Consider the following 18676-nt stretch of genomic DNA (forward strand, 5'->3'; position numbering starts at 1 on the left):
ATAATGTGTATACAACAAAGCCCATAATCTAAATATTATGGGCTTTTACTTTTAAATCATCGCCAAAACTTCTCTTGGCTCTGCGCGCATCATATAGTTTGTTTCCACAAATGCATAAGTAATTTTGCCAGAAGGTGCTACCACATAAGTCGCAGGAATCGGCAATTCAAAAGAACTATCGCCATTGATTGCTGATAAATCTGCACCAATTTTCTTGTAAATCTCGCGAATATTCTCATCCAACGTAAACACTAAACCAAACTGACGAGCAATTTCATTGTGCTGATCAGCAATCAACGTTAAATCAAAGTCTTTTTCTGATTTCAACTGTGCACTATAAGCCTGCATCTGCGGTGAAATGAATAAAAATTGCGTTGTCGGCAAATGGAATTGCTGAATGGATTCTTGATAATCTGCTAATTCTGCCATACAGAAAGGGCACCAGTTACCACGGAAAAAGTTAATGATAACAGGACCATTTTTTAATAGATCATATAATTTAATCTCTTTGCCATCTGTATCTAACATAGAAATATCAGGCGCTTGATCACCGATTTTTAAAGCTTTCTGATCGATTTTTTGCTCAATCAACTCATTTAAATTCGCACCAAATGCTTGTAAAACTTCACTCGGTAATTGCTCTGCCATTTCATTTTGAATTTTTGTTAAAGTTGCTTTTAAATGCATAATAATTCCTTACATCTTATCTAATGTTGTGTTTAATTTTCGCTAATATTTCGCTGAGCTGATCCATTTCTGAATCGCTTAATGAGCTTGTCACTTTCTCAATCCATGCTGTATGTTCGGCTAAGGCTTTGGTGATCACTTGTTGCCCTTTGCCTGTGATCATCAATAAATATTTTCGACGATCTTCCTCAATTGATTGCTTATCAATCAATTGATCTTTAAATAATGTATTGATCTGTTGCGTCATCGTCGCTTTTGTTACGCCACAAAATTCCGCAGCTGTTTGTGGTGTCAAAGCGCCCTTTTCATTCAACAATGTCAAAAGCAACAATCGCGATTCTGACAATTGATGGCAATCCAACTTCTCTGCACAGGATTTATCTATTGCATCTGTTGTCGCCAATAGCTTCATACACAAGATAATTTTTTCCAAATTATCAGGATTTCTTGTGCGAATCAGATCAATAAACGTTGTGTGTTTTTGCGCTAACATAATCTCGCTTTTTAAATTAGTAAGCATACGTACTATATTATGAATTAACTTGTGAAATTTGGCAAATAATATATTTAACATTGCCCCACAGTAATTGCTACAATCTTGCCACTTTTATAATTAGTCTAAGTCTATATAAATATGCAAACTACTCACTCTAATAATTCAAACTTTAGATATGATATTAATGGGTTAAGAGCTATTGCTGTATTATCTGTCCTATTATTTCATTTTTCGCCTAACCTATTACCAGGCGGATTCATAGGTGTAGATGTATTTTTTGTCATTTCAGGATTCTTAATGACATCTATCATTTTCCGCGGGTTTGAAAATAAAAATTTTTCCTATTTAACATTTATAATTAATAGAGCTAAACGTATTGTTCCCGCATTATTAGCCATTGTCTTAATTTTATTGGTGATTGGATACATTAGCCTAGGACAAGATGCTTATAAATTACTAGGCAAACACGCGAGGGATAGCTTACTTTTTATCTCTAATATCACGTATGCAAAAGAGAATGATTACTTTGATGTTTCATCAACATACAAATTGCTATTGCACACTTGGTCTCTATCCGTTGAATGGCAATTTTATCTTATTTATCCTGCTATTCTCTTAATACTGAAACGCTTTACTAAAATTCAAACTCTCAAAATATTTGTTCTTATTTTATTGTTTATCTCATTAATTCTATCCGTTTATATTACATATAAGAATCCAATCAATGGATACTTTCAATTTTATACACGCGCTTGGGAAATGATGTTAGGCGGTGTAGCCTTTTTATATCCTTTGTCTTCTTTGCGTCAAAAATATAAATTACTTTTTGAATTGGCAGGATTAGCTCTCATTATCGCTTCATTTTTTCTCATAGATCATACAGTTATTTGGCCAGGTTATATGGCCATCATTCCAGTATTTGGTACTTATTTATGTATATTGGCACACAATCAATCCACTTTTTTAAGGTTTTACCCCATCAATAAAATTGGATTATGGTCTTACTCTATTTATTTGGTTCATTGGCCACTATTATCCTTAAGCATTCTATTGGACTGGAATTTATCCATGGGTGTTTATTTAGGCACTACATTAGTACTATCAATACTCTTATATTATACCGTTGAGAAACGCCGTAACTACAAATGGGGATTATTGATCGCCTATATTGTTATACTACTCATAGCAATTTATGCACGAGAAACATCGGGTAAAGAACGTTTTGCTGTTCCTGATGTTTCACAAAAATCATTATCACACGGTCATACTGGCTGGGCTGCCAAACAATGGCACACATTTAACCTAGAAGATAATACTCAACAAGTCGATTATATTATTTATGGTGATAGTTTTAGCGCCCAATATACTGATTACTTTACTCAGCAAGATAAAAGTATTGCTAATATCTATGAAGGTGAGTGTTTTAGTACACCAAATTATTTCTCATATGATGCACGTTGCATTGAGCTGTATGATTTACTTAAAGCGGGGATCAAAAAAAATCCAAGTAATACTTTAGTAATTGCTCAATCATGGCATCATATCCTTCAAAATTTGAAAGACAAGAAAACTCAAGCAGTGATTAATAATGATATGGATGATTTTATCAACAACCTAAAATCTGAATTAATACTAATGAGAAATGATCTAAATATGAATAAAATCGTATTAATAGGTATTAATAATGGTTTTATAGGTCCATCACCTGAGGAATGTATTTCACAAAAATTCATCAAAGACACTTTTGAGCCTTTCTTCCATCTCTCCAACTGTCAAGATAATGCATTGAGACAATATACTGATAAGGTTGAGAACTTTAATAAAAAATTAGCAACGCTTGCACAGACTGAAGACTGGTTAGAGTTCATTAATCCAAATGATGCTATTTGTACAGACCAAACATGTATACAAATTGAAGATAATTTATCTCTATATAGTGATCAATCTCATTTTTCTGTTATTGGTGCACAAAAAGTGGGTAAGTTGATCTTTGAGCAATTAAATAATAAAATACATTAACAATGCAACTCACTAGAAATAGCCTTGCTTTTACGCAAGGCTATTTTTATATGTAACATTATCTAAAGAACATTAACAACACTGATCACATTCACTGGTTGGCTCATTTCTCAAGCCTCTTGTCATCGTAAACACCAATAAAAATGCTAATGCTGTGATGGTTAACATACTTGCCATCAAAGTAGTGCCATTAAATTTATCCATCAAAAAGCCACCCACTAAACTACCGATCGTGATCAAAATTAAGAACATAAATGTGATCAATGCAGAACCTTTTTCAGTCAAATGTGGCACATGAATATACATCCAAATATTGATGCTCGATGGTACCATGCCTGCTGCAATGCCCCACAATAGAATCAATAATACCGCATGAACTAAACCAATATTGATGATAGCAAATGTTAAAAATACAATCGTTAACAATAAAGCCATCACAGCAAAATTATAACGCACATTAATTTTACCTAAATAACCTGCCAATAAATTTCCTAATACACTAGCAACGCCAAATACTAATAATAAACCTGAAATCTGTGCATCAGAAAAACCTGCTGCTTGCTTAAAGAATGCAGTGAAATAGTTATAAGCTGAGAAGTGTGCCAAGAAAATCAAGACAAATAAAATCAATCCCTTACGAGCAATTGGATGCATTGGCATCAATAGCAACTCTTTCCATTGTAACGTTGAAGATGGCTTCAATGAAGGCAATGACCAATATTGTGCAATCAAAGCAACACCACCCAAGCCTGCCAACACCATATAAGGCACGCGCCAACCATAATGGTTCGCTAACCATGAGCCAATAGGTACTCCAAGCACTGTCACTAATGTTACTGCGGAAAAGAAGATTGTGATCGCCATAGAGGTTGATAAAGTTTGTGGTGCTAAGCGTAAAACAAGTCCTGCTGCTACGCCCCAAAATCCACCTAAAGCAATGCCTAAAGCAAATCGCCCTAATAGAACAATATTGAAATTATTGGAAAAAGCTGTGATTAAGTTTGCAATCATCATCAATACAATGAGCGCCAATAAGATAAAACGGCGATCCATTGTTTTGGTGTAAATAGGAATCAAAAGTGCGGAAATCATGCCCGCAATAGATGTTGCAGTCACAGTTAAACCTGCTGTACCTGCGGAGATTTGAAAATCATCAGCGATATTATTCAATACACCAATGGCTAAGAATTCTCCTGTGACGATGATGAAGCATGCAAATGTTGCGGACAATAAAGCGAGCCAGCTGCCATTGTGCAGTGAAGAGTTTGAGGTTGTCATATAGATTCCAAAAGCGAAAGAAGAAATACTTTTATATCGATCGTTATAAAAATAGTGTGGTATTATTTATCGAAATTTTAATGCTGTCAATTTATTTTATAACGATCACTATAAAATAAGTTTTTAGAGATGATGAATCATGACAAAACCAGTAAAACTAGGACGACCAAAGACTTTCGATGAGCAAGCTGCACTCGAAAAAGCTATGCTATTATTTTGGGAAAATGGCTATATTGCGACGTCCATCAGTGATTTAACCAAAGCATTGGGCATCACAGCACCGAGCTTATATTGCAGCTTTGGTGATAAGGCAACACTTTTTAACCGTTGCATTGATTACTATTTAGCTAATGAAGCTTGCCCTATTGTGCCCATTTTAAAACAAGCCAAAACCACAAAAGTTGCCTTTGAACTGTTTTTATACGATACAGCAAAACGCCTTGTACAACCTGATAAACCTATGGGATGTATGTTGGTCACGACAACTTTGGGCAATTCTAAACAGATCCAAGAAGTGCAACACAATATTCAAGAAAAGAAAGAAAGCTACAGAACATTGTTGATGCAACGATTACAGCAAGGCGTTGAAGATGGCGACATTGCACCCAACACGCCAATTCAAGACATTTTAGATTTTTATCTCACGATCTTTAATGGCTTATCCATTAAAGCTTGCGATGGCGCTGATCTAGAAACATTGAACCGTATCATTTGCAACGCCATTAAAGCTTGGCCAGTTTTTGAGGGTTAATTAAACGTATTACAAGCTTGGATACTACCTGTTGTAAAGCCTTTATTAAACCAAGCTTGGCGCTCTTTAGATGTGCCGTGCGTGAAGCTATCTGGTACAACTCGACCACCGCTTTGTTGCTGTAAACGATCATCACCAATTGCAGAAGCTGTATTCATGGCAGATTCAAAATCGCCTACTTCCATCAAGCCTTTATCTTGAACATATTTGCCCCAAATGCCCGCAAAGCAATCTGCCTGTAGCTCTTGTTTCACAGATAATTGATTCGCTTGTTTCTTATTCACTCGGCTTTGCATTTCTCTCACTTGTTGATTAACGCCCAACAAGTTTTGAATATGGTGCCCAACTTCATGTGCAATGACATAACCTTGTGCAAAATCGCCGCCACCGCCTAAATTGCGTTTCATATCATTATAAAATGATAAATCTATATAAACTTTATAATCCGCTGGGCAGTAAAACGGCCCCATTGCCGCTTGACCATAACCACAAGCAGTTGAAGTTTGCCCTGTATATAAAACTAATTTAGGCGCTTGATAATTTTTACCTAATTTTCTGAATTCAGATTGCCATAAATCCTCAGTCATTCCTAAAGCTGCTGCTGTGAAATTCGCCATGCGCTCTTCTTGTGGTGAAGCTTTAGTTTGTATTTGACCTTGTGTTTGTACTTGTTGTGGAATTTCACCATTCAATAATGGCGTTAAATCCACGCCATAATAACCTGCCACTAATACAACGATTAATAGAACAGCGCCCACCTTCCCTTTTGGTATTGGCAATCTTCCAAAACCTTGTTGGCGACCTGATCCACGTCGATCTTCGATATTGTCACTACGTCTTTCATTTTCCCAGCGCATTTATTTCACTTTATTAATAATGGTAATTAAATTATTCAGTATAAAACATGAAGAGCAATATTGAGCTTACCTTTCCGTTATCCCATCAATTTCTTTCTAACTTTGTCATAACACCAATTATAAATATAGGTGTAAAACAAGAAGAAAATCAAAAAGCCAATTTCAATCATAAAGGCTTCCACAAAGCTCACTTTTAGAAAGAAAGCAATCATTGGCACTGTGAATAATACTAAAGTTCCTTCAAAGCCAATCGCATGAAGCATACGAATTTTGACAGGTCTATCACCATTCACAAATGGGAAAAATCGATCAAATAACCAGTTAAATACAATATTTAATAGTAAAGCTGTGACTGAAATTAATACTGATAAAACGCCCATGGATTCAATGGGTTTATTCAATAAAAATACACCAATTAATATCGTGAAAACAATCGCAAAAAACTCAAAAGTACATGCGTGAAAAATACGTTCTTTCACTGAACGGTTATTAGATAATGCCATTTTAAATAAAATTTTAAATTAAAAACATTTATGTATTATAGAGTAAACACCCCAATAATTATAACCCCATCACTTTAAAGGCTTTATTAACTTTTAGGAGTTCATCATGCGTTTTTCATGGCTATTTTTATGCCTATTTCCTGTGTCGTTGGCGGAGCCACAATACACCATTTTGGATTCATCCATGATGGACATTGATAAAGATAAAAACTATGAATTAATGGTTCTATATACCATTACAGATCCTGAAGATGCTAACTTTGGATCACCAAGAGAATTGGTCTTTTATAAAGCTGATCATCAAGGTGCATTAATCCCTTGGATTCGTTCAAAATCCGCAGTTTTAGATGCCAATGCAGGTGGAATTATGGGCGATCCTTTTATGGGCATGCATTTTGATAACGATACGCTCAACATCAGCCATTTTGGTGGTAGCCAGATTAAATGGTCTTATACTGATAAATATCGCTTTCAAGATGGACAATTAATCTTAGTTGAACATACATCTAAATCGTTTGATGGTGGCTGTCACTTTAAAGAGTTAACTTACAATTTAAACACTGGCGATGCTGTTTATACACAGAATAAAAACTTGCAAAGTGGCTTCAGAGAGTGCGAGAAAGACAATAAAACAGCACAAGCTCAAGGTAGTTTTCCTCGTTTACAGCCCATCACCATCGAAAATCGTCAGGTTTTTGTGCCTTATGAGATAATGAGCCAACTCGAACGAGAACTTTACAAGGAATAAATCGTGAGAAAAATGCTGAAAACTCTGTTTTTTATTTCTAATGCACTGTCATTTGTGGGTGCTTATGCATCGCCTTTAAAATCTGATGAACATGTCATGTTCCTACCAAGCATTGCTTATGTGAAGGACAATCAGCTTCATGTGGAAGTGAATGTTTGGGTTTATGAAAAAGAGTCTCGTCCTGGTTTTAATACAGTTTTAAGTTCGTATTTAAAAATTGATCGTGCCTCATTACCGAAAAATCAATTGGCCTATTTTGAACAGCAAACTGCCCTTTTTAAAGTGGATTCTGAGCGCAATAAAGTATTCACTGTCCAATTTGAAAATGGCACAAAGAAACCATTAATCGCTACAGATCGCGCTGGTCGCAGCAACAATACTTTCACATTCGATATCGCCGAAGCTCAACATTTAATCAAAGATAATCGCATTCACTTCACAATAGAAAATGATGAGCGAGCCAAAGGCTACGCACTCTATTCACAAGACAAAGGCTATCTCGTGATTTCTGATATTGATGATACGATCAAAGATTCCTCTGTATTGGATACAAAAACATTGCTTCGCAATACTTTCTTGCATGAGCCTAAAATTGCCAAAGGCATGCCAGAACTGTTCAAACAATTCCAACAAGATTTAGAATCACCACTGTTTACTTATGTTTCATCAAGCCCCATTCAATTATTGCCAACGCTAGATCAATTCATCGCGAAAAACTATCCGCAAGGCTTTATTAAATTAAGACAAAGCACAGCTTGGAACCAAGTTTTAGCATCGAAAGAAGAATCCATGGCACATAAAAAATCCAGCATTACACAATTGTTAGATGCTTATCCTAATAAAACTTTGATTTTATTGGGTGATTCAGGTGAAAATGATCCAGAAATTTATTTGGATATTGTCCAAAATTATTCTGATCGTGTTGAAGCTATCTACATTCGTAATGTGACGAACGAAGCCAAAGATAGCCAACGCTATCAAGCCTTTCCCCAATCGAAGTTGACCATTATTTCCCCATGAAGTTATATGAAAAATTTGCCAGTGAACTGATCGAACTGATCCGCAATGGTACGCTCAAAGGCTCTGAAAAGTTGCCATCCATTCGTCATGCTAGTAAACGCTATGGCATTAGCCAAGCAACAGTAATCGAGGCTTATTATTTATTAGAAACTCAAGGGATTATCTACGCGAAAGAGCGCTCGGGATTTTATGTTAAACCTACATTTAATCACACATTAAAAGCGCCAAGCCCGAGCGAAAAATACATTCATGAAACCACTGTGGAAGTCAGTGATTTCATCTTCTCTATTCTCAAAGTATTGAAAGATCCTGATACTGTGCAATTTGGCTCAGCCTTTCCTGATCCTAGTTTGTTCCCCATCGCAGAATTATCACAAAGCATGAATAAATCACTGCATGCTTTATTAAGCCAGCCTTATAAGCTGATTTCAGATGTTGCAACGGGCAATACTGAGCTCATTCGTCAAATTGAACTCCGTTATATTTTGAGTGGTATTCCATTATTGCCCAATGAATTAGTGATCACCAATGGTGCGATGGAAGCTTTAAGCTTATCCCTTCAAATCACAACACAACCGGGTGATTTAGTTGCCATTGAATCTCCTGTTTTTTATGCAATTTTACAAATTCTAGAACGCTTACAGCTTAAAGCTGTTGAAATTCCATTGGCTGCAGAACATGGTATGGATTTAAATGCGTTGGAAGATTCCATCGAGAAGTTCAATATCAAAGCTGTTGTGTTGATGACAAGTTTTCAAAATCCTATTGGTGCAAGCCTTTCCAAAGAAAAGCAACTTCAACTCATCGAGATTATCGAAAAGCACCAATTACCAACGATTGTGGATGATGTTCACTCTGAGCTGTATTACAGTAAAAATCCACCGATTTCTTTGAAATCACTAGATCGCTCAGGCTTAGTGATTCACTGCAACTCTTTTTCTAAGTGCTTAGCACCAGGCTTTCGCATTGGCTGGGTTGCTGGTGGTAAATTTACTGATCAAATTGAACGATTAAAGCTCATGACGACGATTTCGCCATCCATGCCATCACAATTGGCACTCAGCCATTATCTTCAACATAAACATTATGATCGCCACTTACAGCGATTGCGCTATGTGTTAGCACTGTCACAACGCAAAATGCTCGCAGCAGTTTCTAAGTACTTCCCTGATGACATTGCGGTAACAGAGCCTGAAGGTGGTTATTTCTTGTGGATTGAACTTAATCCTAAAGTGAATGCACTAGAACTCTGTCAAAAAGCGCTAGAACACAAGATCAGCATCGCGCCTGGGCCCATTTTCTCAGCATCTGATGAATTTAAAAACTGTATTCGTCTGAATTATGGGATGGAATGGACATTAGAATTAGAAGAAGCCATGATGAAATTGGGCGCTATTATTAAAGAATTTAATTAATAATGTATAAATAAAATCAATATATTCAGCAAAACTGTTATGGTTTTTAACTAAAAACTGTATCTGTACTGCTTTTATTCTGCTTGTAGAATGAGCGCTACCAAAAGTGCTAGTCATTGCAGTTATAGGAGCAAATCATGTTTGGGTTAGAAGCGCTGGATCTGGCGCGCATACAGTTCGCATTCACAGTTTCATTTCACATTATCTTTCCAGCCATTACAATCGGATTGGCAACATATCTTGCTGTCCTCGAAGGTTTATGGCTCAAAACAAATCAACCCAAATACATCAATTTATTTAACTTCTGGAGCAAAATTTTCGCCGTTAACTTCGGCATGGGCGTTGTTTCAGGTGTTGTTATGGCATTCCAATTCGGCACACATTGGAGTGAATTTTCAAGATTCGCAGGCGGTATTACAGGCCCATTATTAACTTATGAAGTTACAACAGCATTCTTCTTAGAAGCAGGATTCTTAGGTGTGATGATGTTTGGCCGCAATAAAGTCAGCAAAGGCATGCATTTCTTTGCAACATGTATGGTGGCACTCGGTACAAATATCTCTATGTTCTGGATTTTGTCATCCAACAGTTGGATGCAAACGCCAGCAGGTTACGAAATCATCAACAATCAAGTGGTACCAACAGATTGGTTTGCCGTTGTCTTTAACCCATCATTCATCTATCGCTTAGTGCACATGGCAATTGCAGTATTCATGACAACAGCATTATTCATTGGTGCTGTGGGTGCATGGCATTTATTGAAAGGCGATCAACGCCCTGAAAACAAAACAATGTTCTCAATGGCGATGTGGTTACTATTAGCAGTGATTCCATTACAGTTTTTTGCAGGCGATATGCATGGTTTAAATACACTCAAACATCAGCCAATGAAAGTTGCTGCGATGGAAGGACATTGGGAAAATGTGGGCAATGAGCCAACACCATTGATCCTATTTGCAATCCCAGATATGGCACAAGAAAAGAACCATTTTGAAATCAAAATCCCAGCGCTTGCGAGCTTGATTTTGACACACAGCTTAACTGAACAAGTGCCAGCGTTGAAGGAAGCTGCTAAAGAAGATCGCCCAAATGTACCGTTAGTATTCTGGAGCTTCCGCATCATGGTTGGCTTAGGTTGCTTAATGCTACTCACAGCAGTGATCAGTGTTTATCAACGTAAAAAGCAGACTTTCTACACCAACAAAAACTGGCTTCGTCTAGCCATCGCAATGGGCCCAACAGGTTTAATCGCAATCTTAGCAGGATGGTTTGTGACAGAAGTTGGCCGTCAACCTTGGGTAGTTTATGGATTGCTGCGCACTAAAGATGCCGTTTCACCGCATACTACTTTACACATGAGCATCAGTTTAATCAGCTTCATCATCGTTTATGCATTGGTCTTCATCACAGGTTATTTATACATGATCAAGCTAATGAAAAAAGGCGTTAACACAACACAAGGAGCAAACTAATGAGCACAACATTTGATCCTTCATTCATCTGGGCAGCTTTGATCTTAATTGGGGTCACGATTTATATCATCACAGATGGATTTGACTTAGGGATTGGCATCTTATTGCCATTCCTCAAAGATGAAGCAGAACAAGACCAATTTGTAGATAGTGTTGCACCTGTTTGGGATGGCAATGAAACATGGTTAGTTTTGGGCGGTGCAGCATTGATGGGTGCTTTTCCATTAGCTTACGCAGTTATTTTAGAAGCCTTCACAATTCCTGTTGTCATCATGCTATTTGCTTTAATTTTACGCGGTGTTGCTTTTGAATTCCGTGTGCATTCTAACCATAAATTATTGTGGACACGTTCATTCATCATCGGTTCTTGGGTGGCAAGTTTCATGCAAGGCGCTATGGCTGGCGCATTCTTACAAGGCTTTGATATGGATGCTCAGAAATTTGTCGGTACAGATATGGATTGGTTCACACCGTTTTCAATTTTGACTGGGTTTGGCTTGGTGATCGCTTTTGCATTGATTGGTAATTATTGGGGAATGATGAAATGTCAAACTAGCATCAGAAATCGCCTTGCCCAACTCAGTCAGCCTATTTTAATCGCATTGATCGTTGCTTTAGCTTTAATTGCAATCTTGATGCACTATTCAAGCAATATCTCTTATGACTTGAGCAATGGCAGAAAAATCATCATTGCAGCATGTTTCATCTTAATCCTTGTGATCGCAATCATCTTGTTTGCTGCAAAGATTAAAGATATGACGAAATTCTTATTAACGCTTGGCATTGTATGTTTGGGCATGATTGGTTTCATCACAATGTTCTTCCCTTACATCATTCCACCAAGCTTAACATTGGTCGATGCAGCATCATCGGGTGCAAGTCAAATGTTCTCTCTTGTAGGCACATTGATCATGCTCCCGATCATTCTGCTCTACTTAAGTTGGACGTACTACGTATTTCGCGGCAAGGTTTCATCGGAGGTGCATTACTAATGTCTAATCAAAACTCAACACTGAAACAATATGGCTGGATGTTTTTATTATGGTGCAGTGGCGTTGGTGGCTTATTCATCATTGCCTTGATCATACGATTCATGCTGACTTCAGCGGGATTAACTAGCTAACAAATTCACAAACAATGCATTCCAATCAGCCCCCTTACTCCCAAGTTATCGTCCCATCTTTTTAATCTGAGATGTGATACCCTTGCTGATTGGGATGCGCCCTATTCTCACCATGATTAAAGCTAGTCTTTGATCATTTCTCCGATCAGAGAAGACGTTTTGTTTTCTCTTTCTTTTTGTCTGGATTTTGAAGATTGGTTCACTAAATAGATCGCCAAAAAGATAAACAAACAGCCTAAGAAAAATTTTAATGTTAATGCTTCGCCCAAGAAAATAATGGCAAACACTGTCGCAAACATTGGCACTAAAAACAGGAATGAAGAAGTTTGAGAAACACCGCCTTTTTGTAATGCCATAAACCATAATGAAAATGAGCCAATCGATGCAGGTATGATTAACCAAATCAAGTTAAACCAACCTAAACCACTCAATTGTGCCCAATCATACGATTCTGATGAAGAAAGCGAAATCACAGACAATATGAAACCGCCCATCAACATCTGCCAACCTGCCAAACTAAATGGCGTGCTATCAATTCTACAAAAGCTTCGTACAGAGATCGTGCATAATGCCCAGCTCAATGCACCCAACAATGCAAACATCATCCCCAAATAACTGCCGCCTTTACCTAATTTTAAGCACAAAATCACACCAAAAATGCCGAGCAATAAGCCAATCAAACGCTTCATTGTCATTTTCTCCATTTTAGTGAAATGTGCCAAAATCAAAACCCATAAAGGATTCGTAAAGAATAGAACTGATGCTAATGCAGAATCAATACGCATCAATGCTAGATTTAAAAATCCCATGGCAGCTGCTGTTTGTAATATCCCCACAATGGTAACATTCAAGAAGCCAAAGAACATCGAGTCTCGGAATGTTGGAATCACGCCAGCTAAACCATATTTATAGCGACAAATGGCTAAAACAATCATGCCGGCCACCACAAAACGAACGCCACCTAAGAAAAATGGTGGTAATGATTCTGTTGAAATTAAGAACTTTCCTGTGGGAAATGATGATCCCATACAGAAAGTCGCTACTAATAGTAGCGCAATGAATCCTAGATTTTCTCGATTAACCACATCTTCTCCTTCTCTATTTTTCGTAGTTAGTATATCCCCACACTACTAATTAGCAGATTATGATTAATTCATCATACTTTATTTATTATTTTATTCTGATTTTGTTTAATAACTCATACATATTATATTGCCAAGTTACTTAAGCCGTAATGACTGCTATCGAGCGCAAGAATGGGGATAGGAATAGTTATGCTATAATTTTTCATTTTTATTTTGATCTTCACGCTGATAAAAACTAGCAACTCAACCGATCTTTAATAAATGGCACTTCAATCTTATGACTTTGTTTACTCCTAAAAAACTCCCCAATGCGCCGTTGTTGGTGATTATTATTACTCTGATGGGCGCATTTGCACCAATGTCGATAGATCTCTATTTGCCGGCATTTTTACAAATTCAGGAAGGATTAGGAACGACAGATTCCGAAGTAAAAAAGACCTTAACGCTCTTTTTGGTAGGACTTTGCATTGGCATGATGTTTTATGGGCCGTTGTCGGATAAATATGGTCGCCGAAACATTATCTTAATTGGTGCAACAATCTATTCCTTAACGAGTATTGCGAGTACGTTTATTGCCAATATTGAAGGATTGCAAGCGTTACGATTAGTACAAGCAATTGGTGCAGGTGCGTGTATGGTTGTCGGACGAGCAGTGATCCGAGATGTCTTTAAAGGCAAGCAAGTGGCGGTAATGATGTCAGTTGTGCAGGTGATTATGATGATTGCACCTTTGCTCGCACCATTAGTTGGCGTAATGTTGCTCTATATTTTTAATAGCTGGCGCGCACTCTTTTGGGCATTAACCTTTTTTGGCTCTATGGCATTTTTTCTCACCTTTTTCTTTTTGCCAGAAACTTATCAGAAAGAAGATCGCCCCAATATTACGTTGTGTGAAACATTTAATAATTACTTTTTAATCTTAAAAGATCGTCGTTCATTAGGTGCGATGCTTGGCTGTGCGTTTCCTTCCGGTATTACATTTGCGTATCTCACAGGATCATCCTATCTCTATCAAGCAAAGTACGGCATTTCAGAGCTCCATTTTAGTATTATTTTTGGGCTAAATATTGTGGGTGTAATTGTGAGCGCGCTCTTAAACATTTTCTGTTTGCGCCGTTTTAATGTGATTACATTGGTAATATTTGGATTAGGTTGGATGAGCCTTTCCGGTATTGTGATGCTGGTGATCGGTGATCATTCTTTGATTGGCTTCTTTGTTTCTACATTCTTGCTGATGTGTGTTTCTGGCTTTATTGGTAATAATATTGTCTCGCAAATTATTGAACTCAATTACCATCGTGCTGGCGCGGCAATGGCACTGAATTCTTCCACACAATTCTTTGTGGGCGCAATCGCAAGTTTAATCGTCACCCATCATCAAGAGATGTTAGTGCCAGTCATGGGCATTTCAGGCATCTTAGCGGTGATTGCTTATTTAACTCTCTATCAGCCTTGGAGAGAAGTGAGCACAACAACACATAATAGCTAGTACACAAGAAAATTGCTCAAATTGAGCCAATGGAGTAACCTGCCACATTCCTCTATTTTCCTCAAGGATTTACATGCAAGACTATCGTGCGCTCGTTTTAGAGTATTTTGATCACAATGAATTTAGCTATTCAAGTATTCATTCATTATGTGAATCCTTTAATCCTGCTGAGAATTTTGAGAAGTATCGTTATCCATTCACTAAAGCCGTAGAAAGCGTTGCAATTCAGCACTTTCCAATGCTGAAATCTTTTGATCAAGCAGTGCAAACTACATTGAATGAGGAACTTTCTCCCATTCAAGCAGATATTCTAAAAGCCTTGGCTTATTTGGCACTGTGCCACATGAAATATGGTGCAAGCTATGATCAAGTCACAGCCAATCGTTTGTATGGCATCATTCAAAAGTTATCACCTGAATTTTATGAAACTTTGAAAGTTGATAATACAGCTCAAAATGAACAGATCACTTTTCAATACAATGAGTACTTTGCCACCATTCACATTATCTTCCATCAAACAGATGAAGAAGCTTTAAAAACTGCATTAACAGCAATTAATCAGCTATTAGCTACGAAAGAATTCCCTAAAAGCTATCAGCTCACTTTTGAGGTTGAATCAGGTGTAGAATTTACAATATTACCAATTGAAGATCTACCGATTTGTGCGCCCCATCAATTATTTGCAGAAGCCATAAAATACCCAGCGTTACATCCTTTGATGGTGGAATATATCCAATTAGCACAGCATAAATGGCACAGTTATAACAATCCTGAATTGGAAGATCCTTGTGCGATGCCATCCACATTTGCTGTGTTTGCCTTAGCGTTATTGGATGAACAATATTTTGATCTCACGCTTCGTTATTTCAAAAATTCTGATGATGAGCATCAATGCATTCAAACGCTCTTTACGCCTGTATTTATGGAAAAATATGGCGTAACTAAAAAGAGCATTCGCGTTTATATTCAGTGCATTTTATCCATGCAGGAACATGAGCATTTCCCACTCTTTGCAGAGCTCTTTTCAACAGACGAAGCTAAAGCATTACTAGAAGATAGTCGACAGAATATGCGTGATTATTATTTTACAGATGAAGATTGGGAAGATATGGATCTCGAAACGGATGAAGAGATCAATGAATTATTGGCTTATATGTGGGATAGCGTGCTTTATACAACCTACAATCAAACAGAATTTAACAATATTAACTATTAACTTTGTTCCCTATGGGAGCTAGGCACAAAAATAGTATTATTGGGAACGATATAGGATTGTTCTTGTAGTAATTTTAATTAGCCACAAACAAATATCTCGCCAAAAGGCGAGATATTTCAACAAGTTTAAGCCATATTTAAATGGCTCTGATCTTTATGATCCGTTGCCATTTTCTTCAAGATGTAATTCAGCAAAACACCATACAACGGCAAGAAAAATAGCGCACAAATGATGATCTTAAACGCATAATCCACCATTGCGATTTCTTGCCAATTTGCCGCCATAAATGGATCTTCACTCATATAAAATGCAACGCTGAAGAACACAATCGTATCAATCAAGTTACCTGCAACCGCAGCAGCACTTGGCGCAACCCACCATTTTTGTTGACGGCGCAAATAACTGAACACAGTAATATCCATCAACTGCCCAACTAAATAAGCAGCAAAACTTGCCAATGCAATACGTGCCACAAACATGTTGAATTGAGAAAGTTCACTCAAGCCCATCCATTGCCCTTTAAAAAATACAACGGATAAAACATACGAGATTAATAACGCTGGCATCATCACTACAAAAATGATCTTACGTGCAAGGGATGCCCCAAATACGCGGATCGTTAAATCTGTGGTTAAAAAGATGAATGGAAATGTGAAAGCGCCCCATGTTGTGTGAAAGCCAAAAATCGTAAATGGCAACTGCACCAAATAGTTACTGGATGCAATGATTAAAATATGAAAAAACGATAACTGATACAAAGCACGGTGGCGTTGTTCGTGTGTAAAACTATACATGATGTTCCCTTTCTGCTAAATATGTCGCTAACCCTTGTTCGCGCAATTGGCAACTTGGGCACTGCCCACAACCGCCTTCCACGCCTTCATAACAAGTGTGTGTATATTCTTGAATAAACTCTAACTGCCCCATTTGATCTGCCAATGCCCATGTTTCAGCTTTGGTTAAATACATTAAGGGCGTGATGAGATTGAATTTATAATCCATCGCTAAATTCAGCGTCACATTCATGGATTTAATGAACACATCACGACAATCGGGATAGCCACTGAAATCTGTTTCACATACGCCAATGATGATATCTGTAATGCCATTTTCCTTGGCGTGACAACCTGCCAATAGTAGAAATAGCGCATTGCGCCCTTCCACAATGCTGTTGGGATAAGGTTCACCATCATTATGTATAATCGTGACAGAATCATCCGTTAACGCACTGTGCGTTACAGTTTTAATCACAGAAGTATCAATAAAAGTTTGGGAAACACCTAACTTTTCAGCAATGAGTTTAGATTTATCCAACTCAATTGCATGGCGCTGGCCATACTGAAAAGTAATCGTAGAAACATTCTGCATGCCATAATTTCGAATGGCTTGCAATAAGCATGTGGTGGAATCTTGTCCGCCAGAAAAGATCACCAATGCCTTTTTTGAAGAAAGCATATTAATTCCTTAGTTTTTTAAAGTGGGAGGTTTTCGAACCACGGATGCTATTCTAACGTGCTTTCTAATAACATCAAGTTTTTTAGTAGATCAAAGATTTTGACCAATAAAACTCGCAAGTTTGGCAAGGGTTTCTTCATTGCGGCGATAATATGTCCATTTCCCATTACGCACAGATTCTAATAATTCTGCCTTTTGCATCATGGATAAATATTGGGAAATCGTAGATTGGGACAAACCTGATTTTGTTTGGATATCGCCCACACAAACACCGCCTCTGAGCATTAATTTCTCATTGCTAGTATCAAAGTGTTTCTCTGGCTCTTTAAGCCATTGCAAAATCTCTAAACGTTTATCATTTGCGAGGGCTTTGAAAATTTCAACGGTATCCATGGCGATTATCATAATATTAACTGTTTACATAGTCAAAAAATCGCTCAATCATTACAAACCCATCTTACTCAAAGCTTGATAAATGCCTTCAGCTAAAACTCTATAGCCTGCTTGATTTGGGTGAACATGATCTTGCTTTAAATTCTCTTGCCCTAAAATATCTGAAAATACGTTTGGAATAAGATTAATTTTCTCTTCTTTCGCAAGTTCCTTATAAATATCAGCATCGCTTGGCTTTCCTGTAATCGCTGCAACTGGTGACAATGCAGGTACGGCAACCAATACAGGAATCGAACCATGAGCTTTCACGCTTTGAATGATGGCTCTTAAATCTTCCTTAACAGCTTTAGCATTGCGTCTTTGCAAAAAATCATTGCCACCCAATTCGATGATCACTAACTTTGGATTATACTCTGCCAAAACACCATCAATGCGTGATTTAGCTTGATCAGCACGTTCGCCACTAATTCCAGCATTGATCACATTCCAATAGGATAATTCTGCCAAAATTGTAGGGTAGGAATCTTTGGGATCAACGCCATAGCCAAATGTCACGCTATCCCCAAATGCTAATACCGTTGCACCTGATGATAAACGATTATATTTCTGTGGTTTATCACCACAAGCCATCACAACAAAGCTTAATAACAATACCCAAAGATATCTCAT

At 37.4% G+C, this 18676-nt stretch carries 20 protein-coding genes and 1 riboswitch; of the genes, 10 read left to right on the forward strand and 10 right to left on the reverse strand.

The window, feature by feature from the left end; all coding sequences use genetic code 11:
* Positions 1-51 precede the first annotated feature (51 nt).
* Positions 52-687 (reverse strand): peroxiredoxin-like family protein, encoded by a 636-nt coding sequence (locus BZK16_RS10635; protein WP_077928875.1) that lies wholly within the window; start codon positions 685-687, stop codon positions 52-54.
* Positions 688-703: 16 nt separating this feature from the next.
* A complete protein-coding gene (locus tag BZK16_RS10640) occupies positions 704-1180 on the reverse strand; it encodes a MarR family winged helix-turn-helix transcriptional regulator (protein ID WP_158076851.1) in 477 nt (158 codons plus the stop codon).
* Positions 1181-1321: 141 nt separating this feature from the next.
* Between BZK16_RS10640 and BZK16_RS10645 the strand changes: the two genes are divergently transcribed.
* The gene (locus BZK16_RS10645; protein WP_077928877.1) at positions 1322-3202 is read left to right on the forward strand and encodes an acyltransferase family protein; all 1881 of its coding nucleotides are present in this window, start codon (positions 1322-1324) and stop codon (positions 3200-3202) included.
* 72 nt (positions 3203-3274) lie between these two features.
* Here the strand turns inward: BZK16_RS10645 and BZK16_RS10650 are convergent, their stop codons facing one another.
* Entirely contained in the window at positions 3275-4480 is a 1206-nt protein-coding gene (locus BZK16_RS10650) for an MFS transporter (protein WP_077928878.1), read from the reverse strand.
* A 139-nt stretch (positions 4481-4619) separates the two neighbouring features.
* Between BZK16_RS10650 and BZK16_RS10655 the strand changes: the two genes are divergently transcribed.
* Positions 4620-5231, forward strand: a complete 612-nt coding sequence (locus BZK16_RS10655; RefSeq protein WP_077928879.1) for a TetR/AcrR family transcriptional regulator — start codon at positions 4620-4622, stop codon at positions 5229-5231.
* On the opposite strand, the gene ypfJ is transcribed toward BZK16_RS10655, so the two are convergent.
* Both ypfJ and BZK16_RS10665 read right to left on the reverse strand, forming a co-directional pair.
* The gene (gene ypfJ, locus BZK16_RS10660; RefSeq protein ID WP_077928880.1) at positions 5228-6088 is read right to left on the reverse strand and encodes a KPN_02809 family neutral zinc metallopeptidase; all 861 of its coding nucleotides are present in this window, start codon (positions 6086-6088) and stop codon (positions 5228-5230) included. The genes BZK16_RS10655 and ypfJ overlap by 4 nt on opposite strands.
* A gap of 77 nt (positions 6089-6165) precedes the next feature.
* On the reverse strand, positions 6166-6591 hold the full coding sequence (locus BZK16_RS10665; RefSeq protein ID WP_077928881.1) for a PACE efflux transporter: 426 nt from the start codon (positions 6589-6591) through the stop codon (positions 6166-6168).
* A gap of 106 nt (positions 6592-6697) precedes the next feature.
* On the opposite strand from BZK16_RS10665, the gene BZK16_RS10670 reads away from it, so the two are divergent.
* From BZK16_RS10670 to BZK16_RS10695, 6 genes are all read left to right on the forward strand, one after another.
* Positions 6698-7339, forward strand: coding sequence for a hypothetical protein (locus tag BZK16_RS10670; protein WP_077928882.1), 642 nt, complete (start codon positions 6698-6700; stop codon positions 7337-7339).
* 12 nt (positions 7340-7351) lie between these two features.
* Positions 7352-8359 (forward strand): phosphatidate phosphatase App1 family protein, encoded by a 1008-nt coding sequence (locus BZK16_RS10675; protein WP_233145284.1) that lies wholly within the window; start codon positions 7352-7354, stop codon positions 8357-8359.
* A complete protein-coding gene (locus tag BZK16_RS10680; protein ID WP_077928884.1) occupies positions 8356-9774 on the forward strand; it encodes an aminotransferase-like domain-containing protein in 1419 nt (472 codons plus the stop codon). Before BZK16_RS10675 ends, BZK16_RS10680 begins: the two co-directional genes overlap by 4 nt.
* 137 nt (positions 9775-9911) lie before the next feature.
* Positions 9912-11246 (forward strand): cytochrome ubiquinol oxidase subunit I, encoded by a 1335-nt coding sequence (locus tag BZK16_RS10685; protein WP_077928885.1) that lies wholly within the window; start codon positions 9912-9914, stop codon positions 11244-11246.
* Complete coding sequence (cydB, locus tag BZK16_RS10690; protein WP_077928886.1) at positions 11246-12238, forward strand: cytochrome d ubiquinol oxidase subunit II; 993 nt, start codon at positions 11246-11248, stop codon at positions 12236-12238. Before BZK16_RS10685 ends, cydB begins: the two co-directional genes overlap by 1 nt.
* The gene (locus BZK16_RS10695; RefSeq protein WP_077928887.1) at positions 12238-12369 is read left to right on the forward strand and encodes a DUF2474 family protein; all 132 of its coding nucleotides are present in this window, start codon (positions 12238-12240) and stop codon (positions 12367-12369) included. Before cydB ends, BZK16_RS10695 begins: the two co-directional genes overlap by 1 nt.
* 122 nt (positions 12370-12491) lie before the next feature.
* Here the strand turns inward: BZK16_RS10695 and BZK16_RS10700 are convergent, their stop codons facing one another.
* A complete protein-coding gene (locus BZK16_RS10700) occupies positions 12492-13454 on the reverse strand; it encodes a DMT family transporter (RefSeq protein WP_077928888.1) in 963 nt (320 codons plus the stop codon).
* A gap of 277 nt (positions 13455-13731) precedes the next feature.
* Between BZK16_RS10700 and BZK16_RS10705 the strand changes: the two genes are divergently transcribed.
* Together BZK16_RS10705 and BZK16_RS10710 are read left to right on the forward strand one after the other, a co-directional pair.
* A complete protein-coding gene (locus tag BZK16_RS10705; RefSeq protein WP_077928889.1) occupies positions 13732-14943 on the forward strand; it encodes a multidrug effflux MFS transporter in 1212 nt (403 codons plus the stop codon).
* A 73-nt stretch (positions 14944-15016) separates the two neighbouring features.
* Positions 15017-16159: a DUF6138 family protein gene (locus tag BZK16_RS10710; RefSeq protein ID WP_077928890.1), complete on the forward strand. Its 1143-nt coding sequence runs from the start codon at positions 15017-15019 to the stop codon at positions 16157-16159.
* 125 nt (positions 16160-16284) lie between these two features.
* Here the strand turns inward: BZK16_RS10710 and BZK16_RS10715 are convergent, their stop codons facing one another.
* The 4 genes from BZK16_RS10715 to BZK16_RS10730 all read right to left on the reverse strand — a co-directional run bounded on the left by BZK16_RS10715 (position 16285) and on the right by BZK16_RS10730 (position 18676).
* Positions 16285-16953, reverse strand: coding sequence for a 7-cyano-7-deazaguanine/7-aminomethyl-7-deazaguanine transporter (locus BZK16_RS10715; protein WP_077928891.1), 669 nt, complete (start codon positions 16951-16953; stop codon positions 16285-16287).
* Positions 16946-17614 (reverse strand): 7-cyano-7-deazaguanine synthase QueC, encoded by a 669-nt coding sequence (queC, locus tag BZK16_RS10720; RefSeq protein WP_077928892.1) that lies wholly within the window; start codon positions 17612-17614, stop codon positions 16946-16948. Before queC ends, BZK16_RS10715 begins: the two co-directional genes overlap by 8 nt.
* A gap of 3 nt (positions 17615-17617) precedes the next feature.
* Positions 17618-17662, reverse strand: a riboswitch (PreQ1 riboswitch).
* A gap of 42 nt (positions 17663-17704) precedes the next feature.
* A complete protein-coding gene (locus BZK16_RS10725) occupies positions 17705-18007 on the reverse strand; it encodes an ArsR/SmtB family transcription factor (RefSeq protein WP_077928893.1) in 303 nt (100 codons plus the stop codon).
* 51 nt (positions 18008-18058) lie between these two features.
* On the reverse strand, positions 18059-18676 hold the full coding sequence (locus tag BZK16_RS10730; protein WP_077928894.1) for a GDSL-type esterase/lipase family protein: 618 nt from the start codon (positions 18674-18676) through the stop codon (positions 18059-18061).

The organism is Wohlfahrtiimonas populi (assembly GCF_002006795.1).
Lineage (GTDB): Bacteria > Pseudomonadota > Gammaproteobacteria > Cardiobacteriales > Wohlfahrtiimonadaceae > Wohlfahrtiimonas > Wohlfahrtiimonas populi.

Coding starts and splice junctions, on each gene's coding strand:
- BZK16_RS10635 (WP_077928875.1), bottom strand. CDS start 687: ATGCATTTAAAAGCAACTTTAACAAAAATTCAAAATGAAATGGCAGAG.
- BZK16_RS10640 (WP_158076851.1), bottom strand. CDS start 1,180: ATGTTAGCGCAAAAACACACAACGTTTATTGATCTGATTCGCACAAGA.
- BZK16_RS10645 (WP_077928877.1), top strand. CDS start 1,322: ATGCAAACTACTCACTCTAATAATTCAAACTTTAGATATGATATTAAT.
- BZK16_RS10650 (WP_077928878.1), bottom strand. CDS start 4,480: ATGACAACCTCAAACTCTTCACTGCACAATGGCAGCTGGCTCGCTTTA.
- BZK16_RS10655 (WP_077928879.1), top strand. CDS start 4,620: ATGACAAAACCAGTAAAACTAGGACGACCAAAGACTTTCGATGAGCAA.
- ypfJ (WP_077928880.1), bottom strand. CDS start 6,088: ATGCGCTGGGAAAATGAAAGACGTAGTGACAATATCGAAGATCGACGT.
- BZK16_RS10665 (WP_077928881.1), bottom strand. CDS start 6,591: ATGGCATTATCTAATAACCGTTCAGTGAAAGAACGTATTTTTCACGCA.
- BZK16_RS10670 (WP_077928882.1), top strand. CDS start 6,698: ATGCGTTTTTCATGGCTATTTTTATGCCTATTTCCTGTGTCGTTGGCG.
- BZK16_RS10675 (WP_233145284.1), top strand. CDS start 7,352: ATGCTGAAAACTCTGTTTTTTATTTCTAATGCACTGTCATTTGTGGGT.
- BZK16_RS10680 (WP_077928884.1), top strand. CDS start 8,356: ATGAAGTTATATGAAAAATTTGCCAGTGAACTGATCGAACTGATCCGC.
- BZK16_RS10685 (WP_077928885.1), top strand. CDS start 9,912: ATGTTTGGGTTAGAAGCGCTGGATCTGGCGCGCATACAGTTCGCATTC.
- cydB (WP_077928886.1), top strand. CDS start 11,246: ATGAGCACAACATTTGATCCTTCATTCATCTGGGCAGCTTTGATCTTA.
- BZK16_RS10695 (WP_077928887.1), top strand. CDS start 12,238: ATGTCTAATCAAAACTCAACACTGAAACAATATGGCTGGATGTTTTTA.
- BZK16_RS10705 (WP_077928889.1), top strand. CDS start 13,732: ATGACTTTGTTTACTCCTAAAAAACTCCCCAATGCGCCGTTGTTGGTG.
- BZK16_RS10710 (WP_077928890.1), top strand. CDS start 15,017: ATGCAAGACTATCGTGCGCTCGTTTTAGAGTATTTTGATCACAATGAA.
- BZK16_RS10715 (WP_077928891.1), bottom strand. CDS start 16,953: ATGTATAGTTTTACACACGAACAACGCCACCGTGCTTTGTATCAGTTA.
- queC (WP_077928892.1), bottom strand. CDS start 17,614: ATGCTTTCTTCAAAAAAGGCATTGGTGATCTTTTCTGGCGGACAAGAT.
- BZK16_RS10725 (WP_077928893.1), bottom strand. CDS start 18,007: ATGGATACCGTTGAAATTTTCAAAGCCCTCGCAAATGATAAACGTTTA.
- BZK16_RS10730 (WP_077928894.1), bottom strand. CDS start 18,676: ATGAGATATCTTTGGGTATTGTTATTAAGCTTTGTTGTGATGGCTTGT.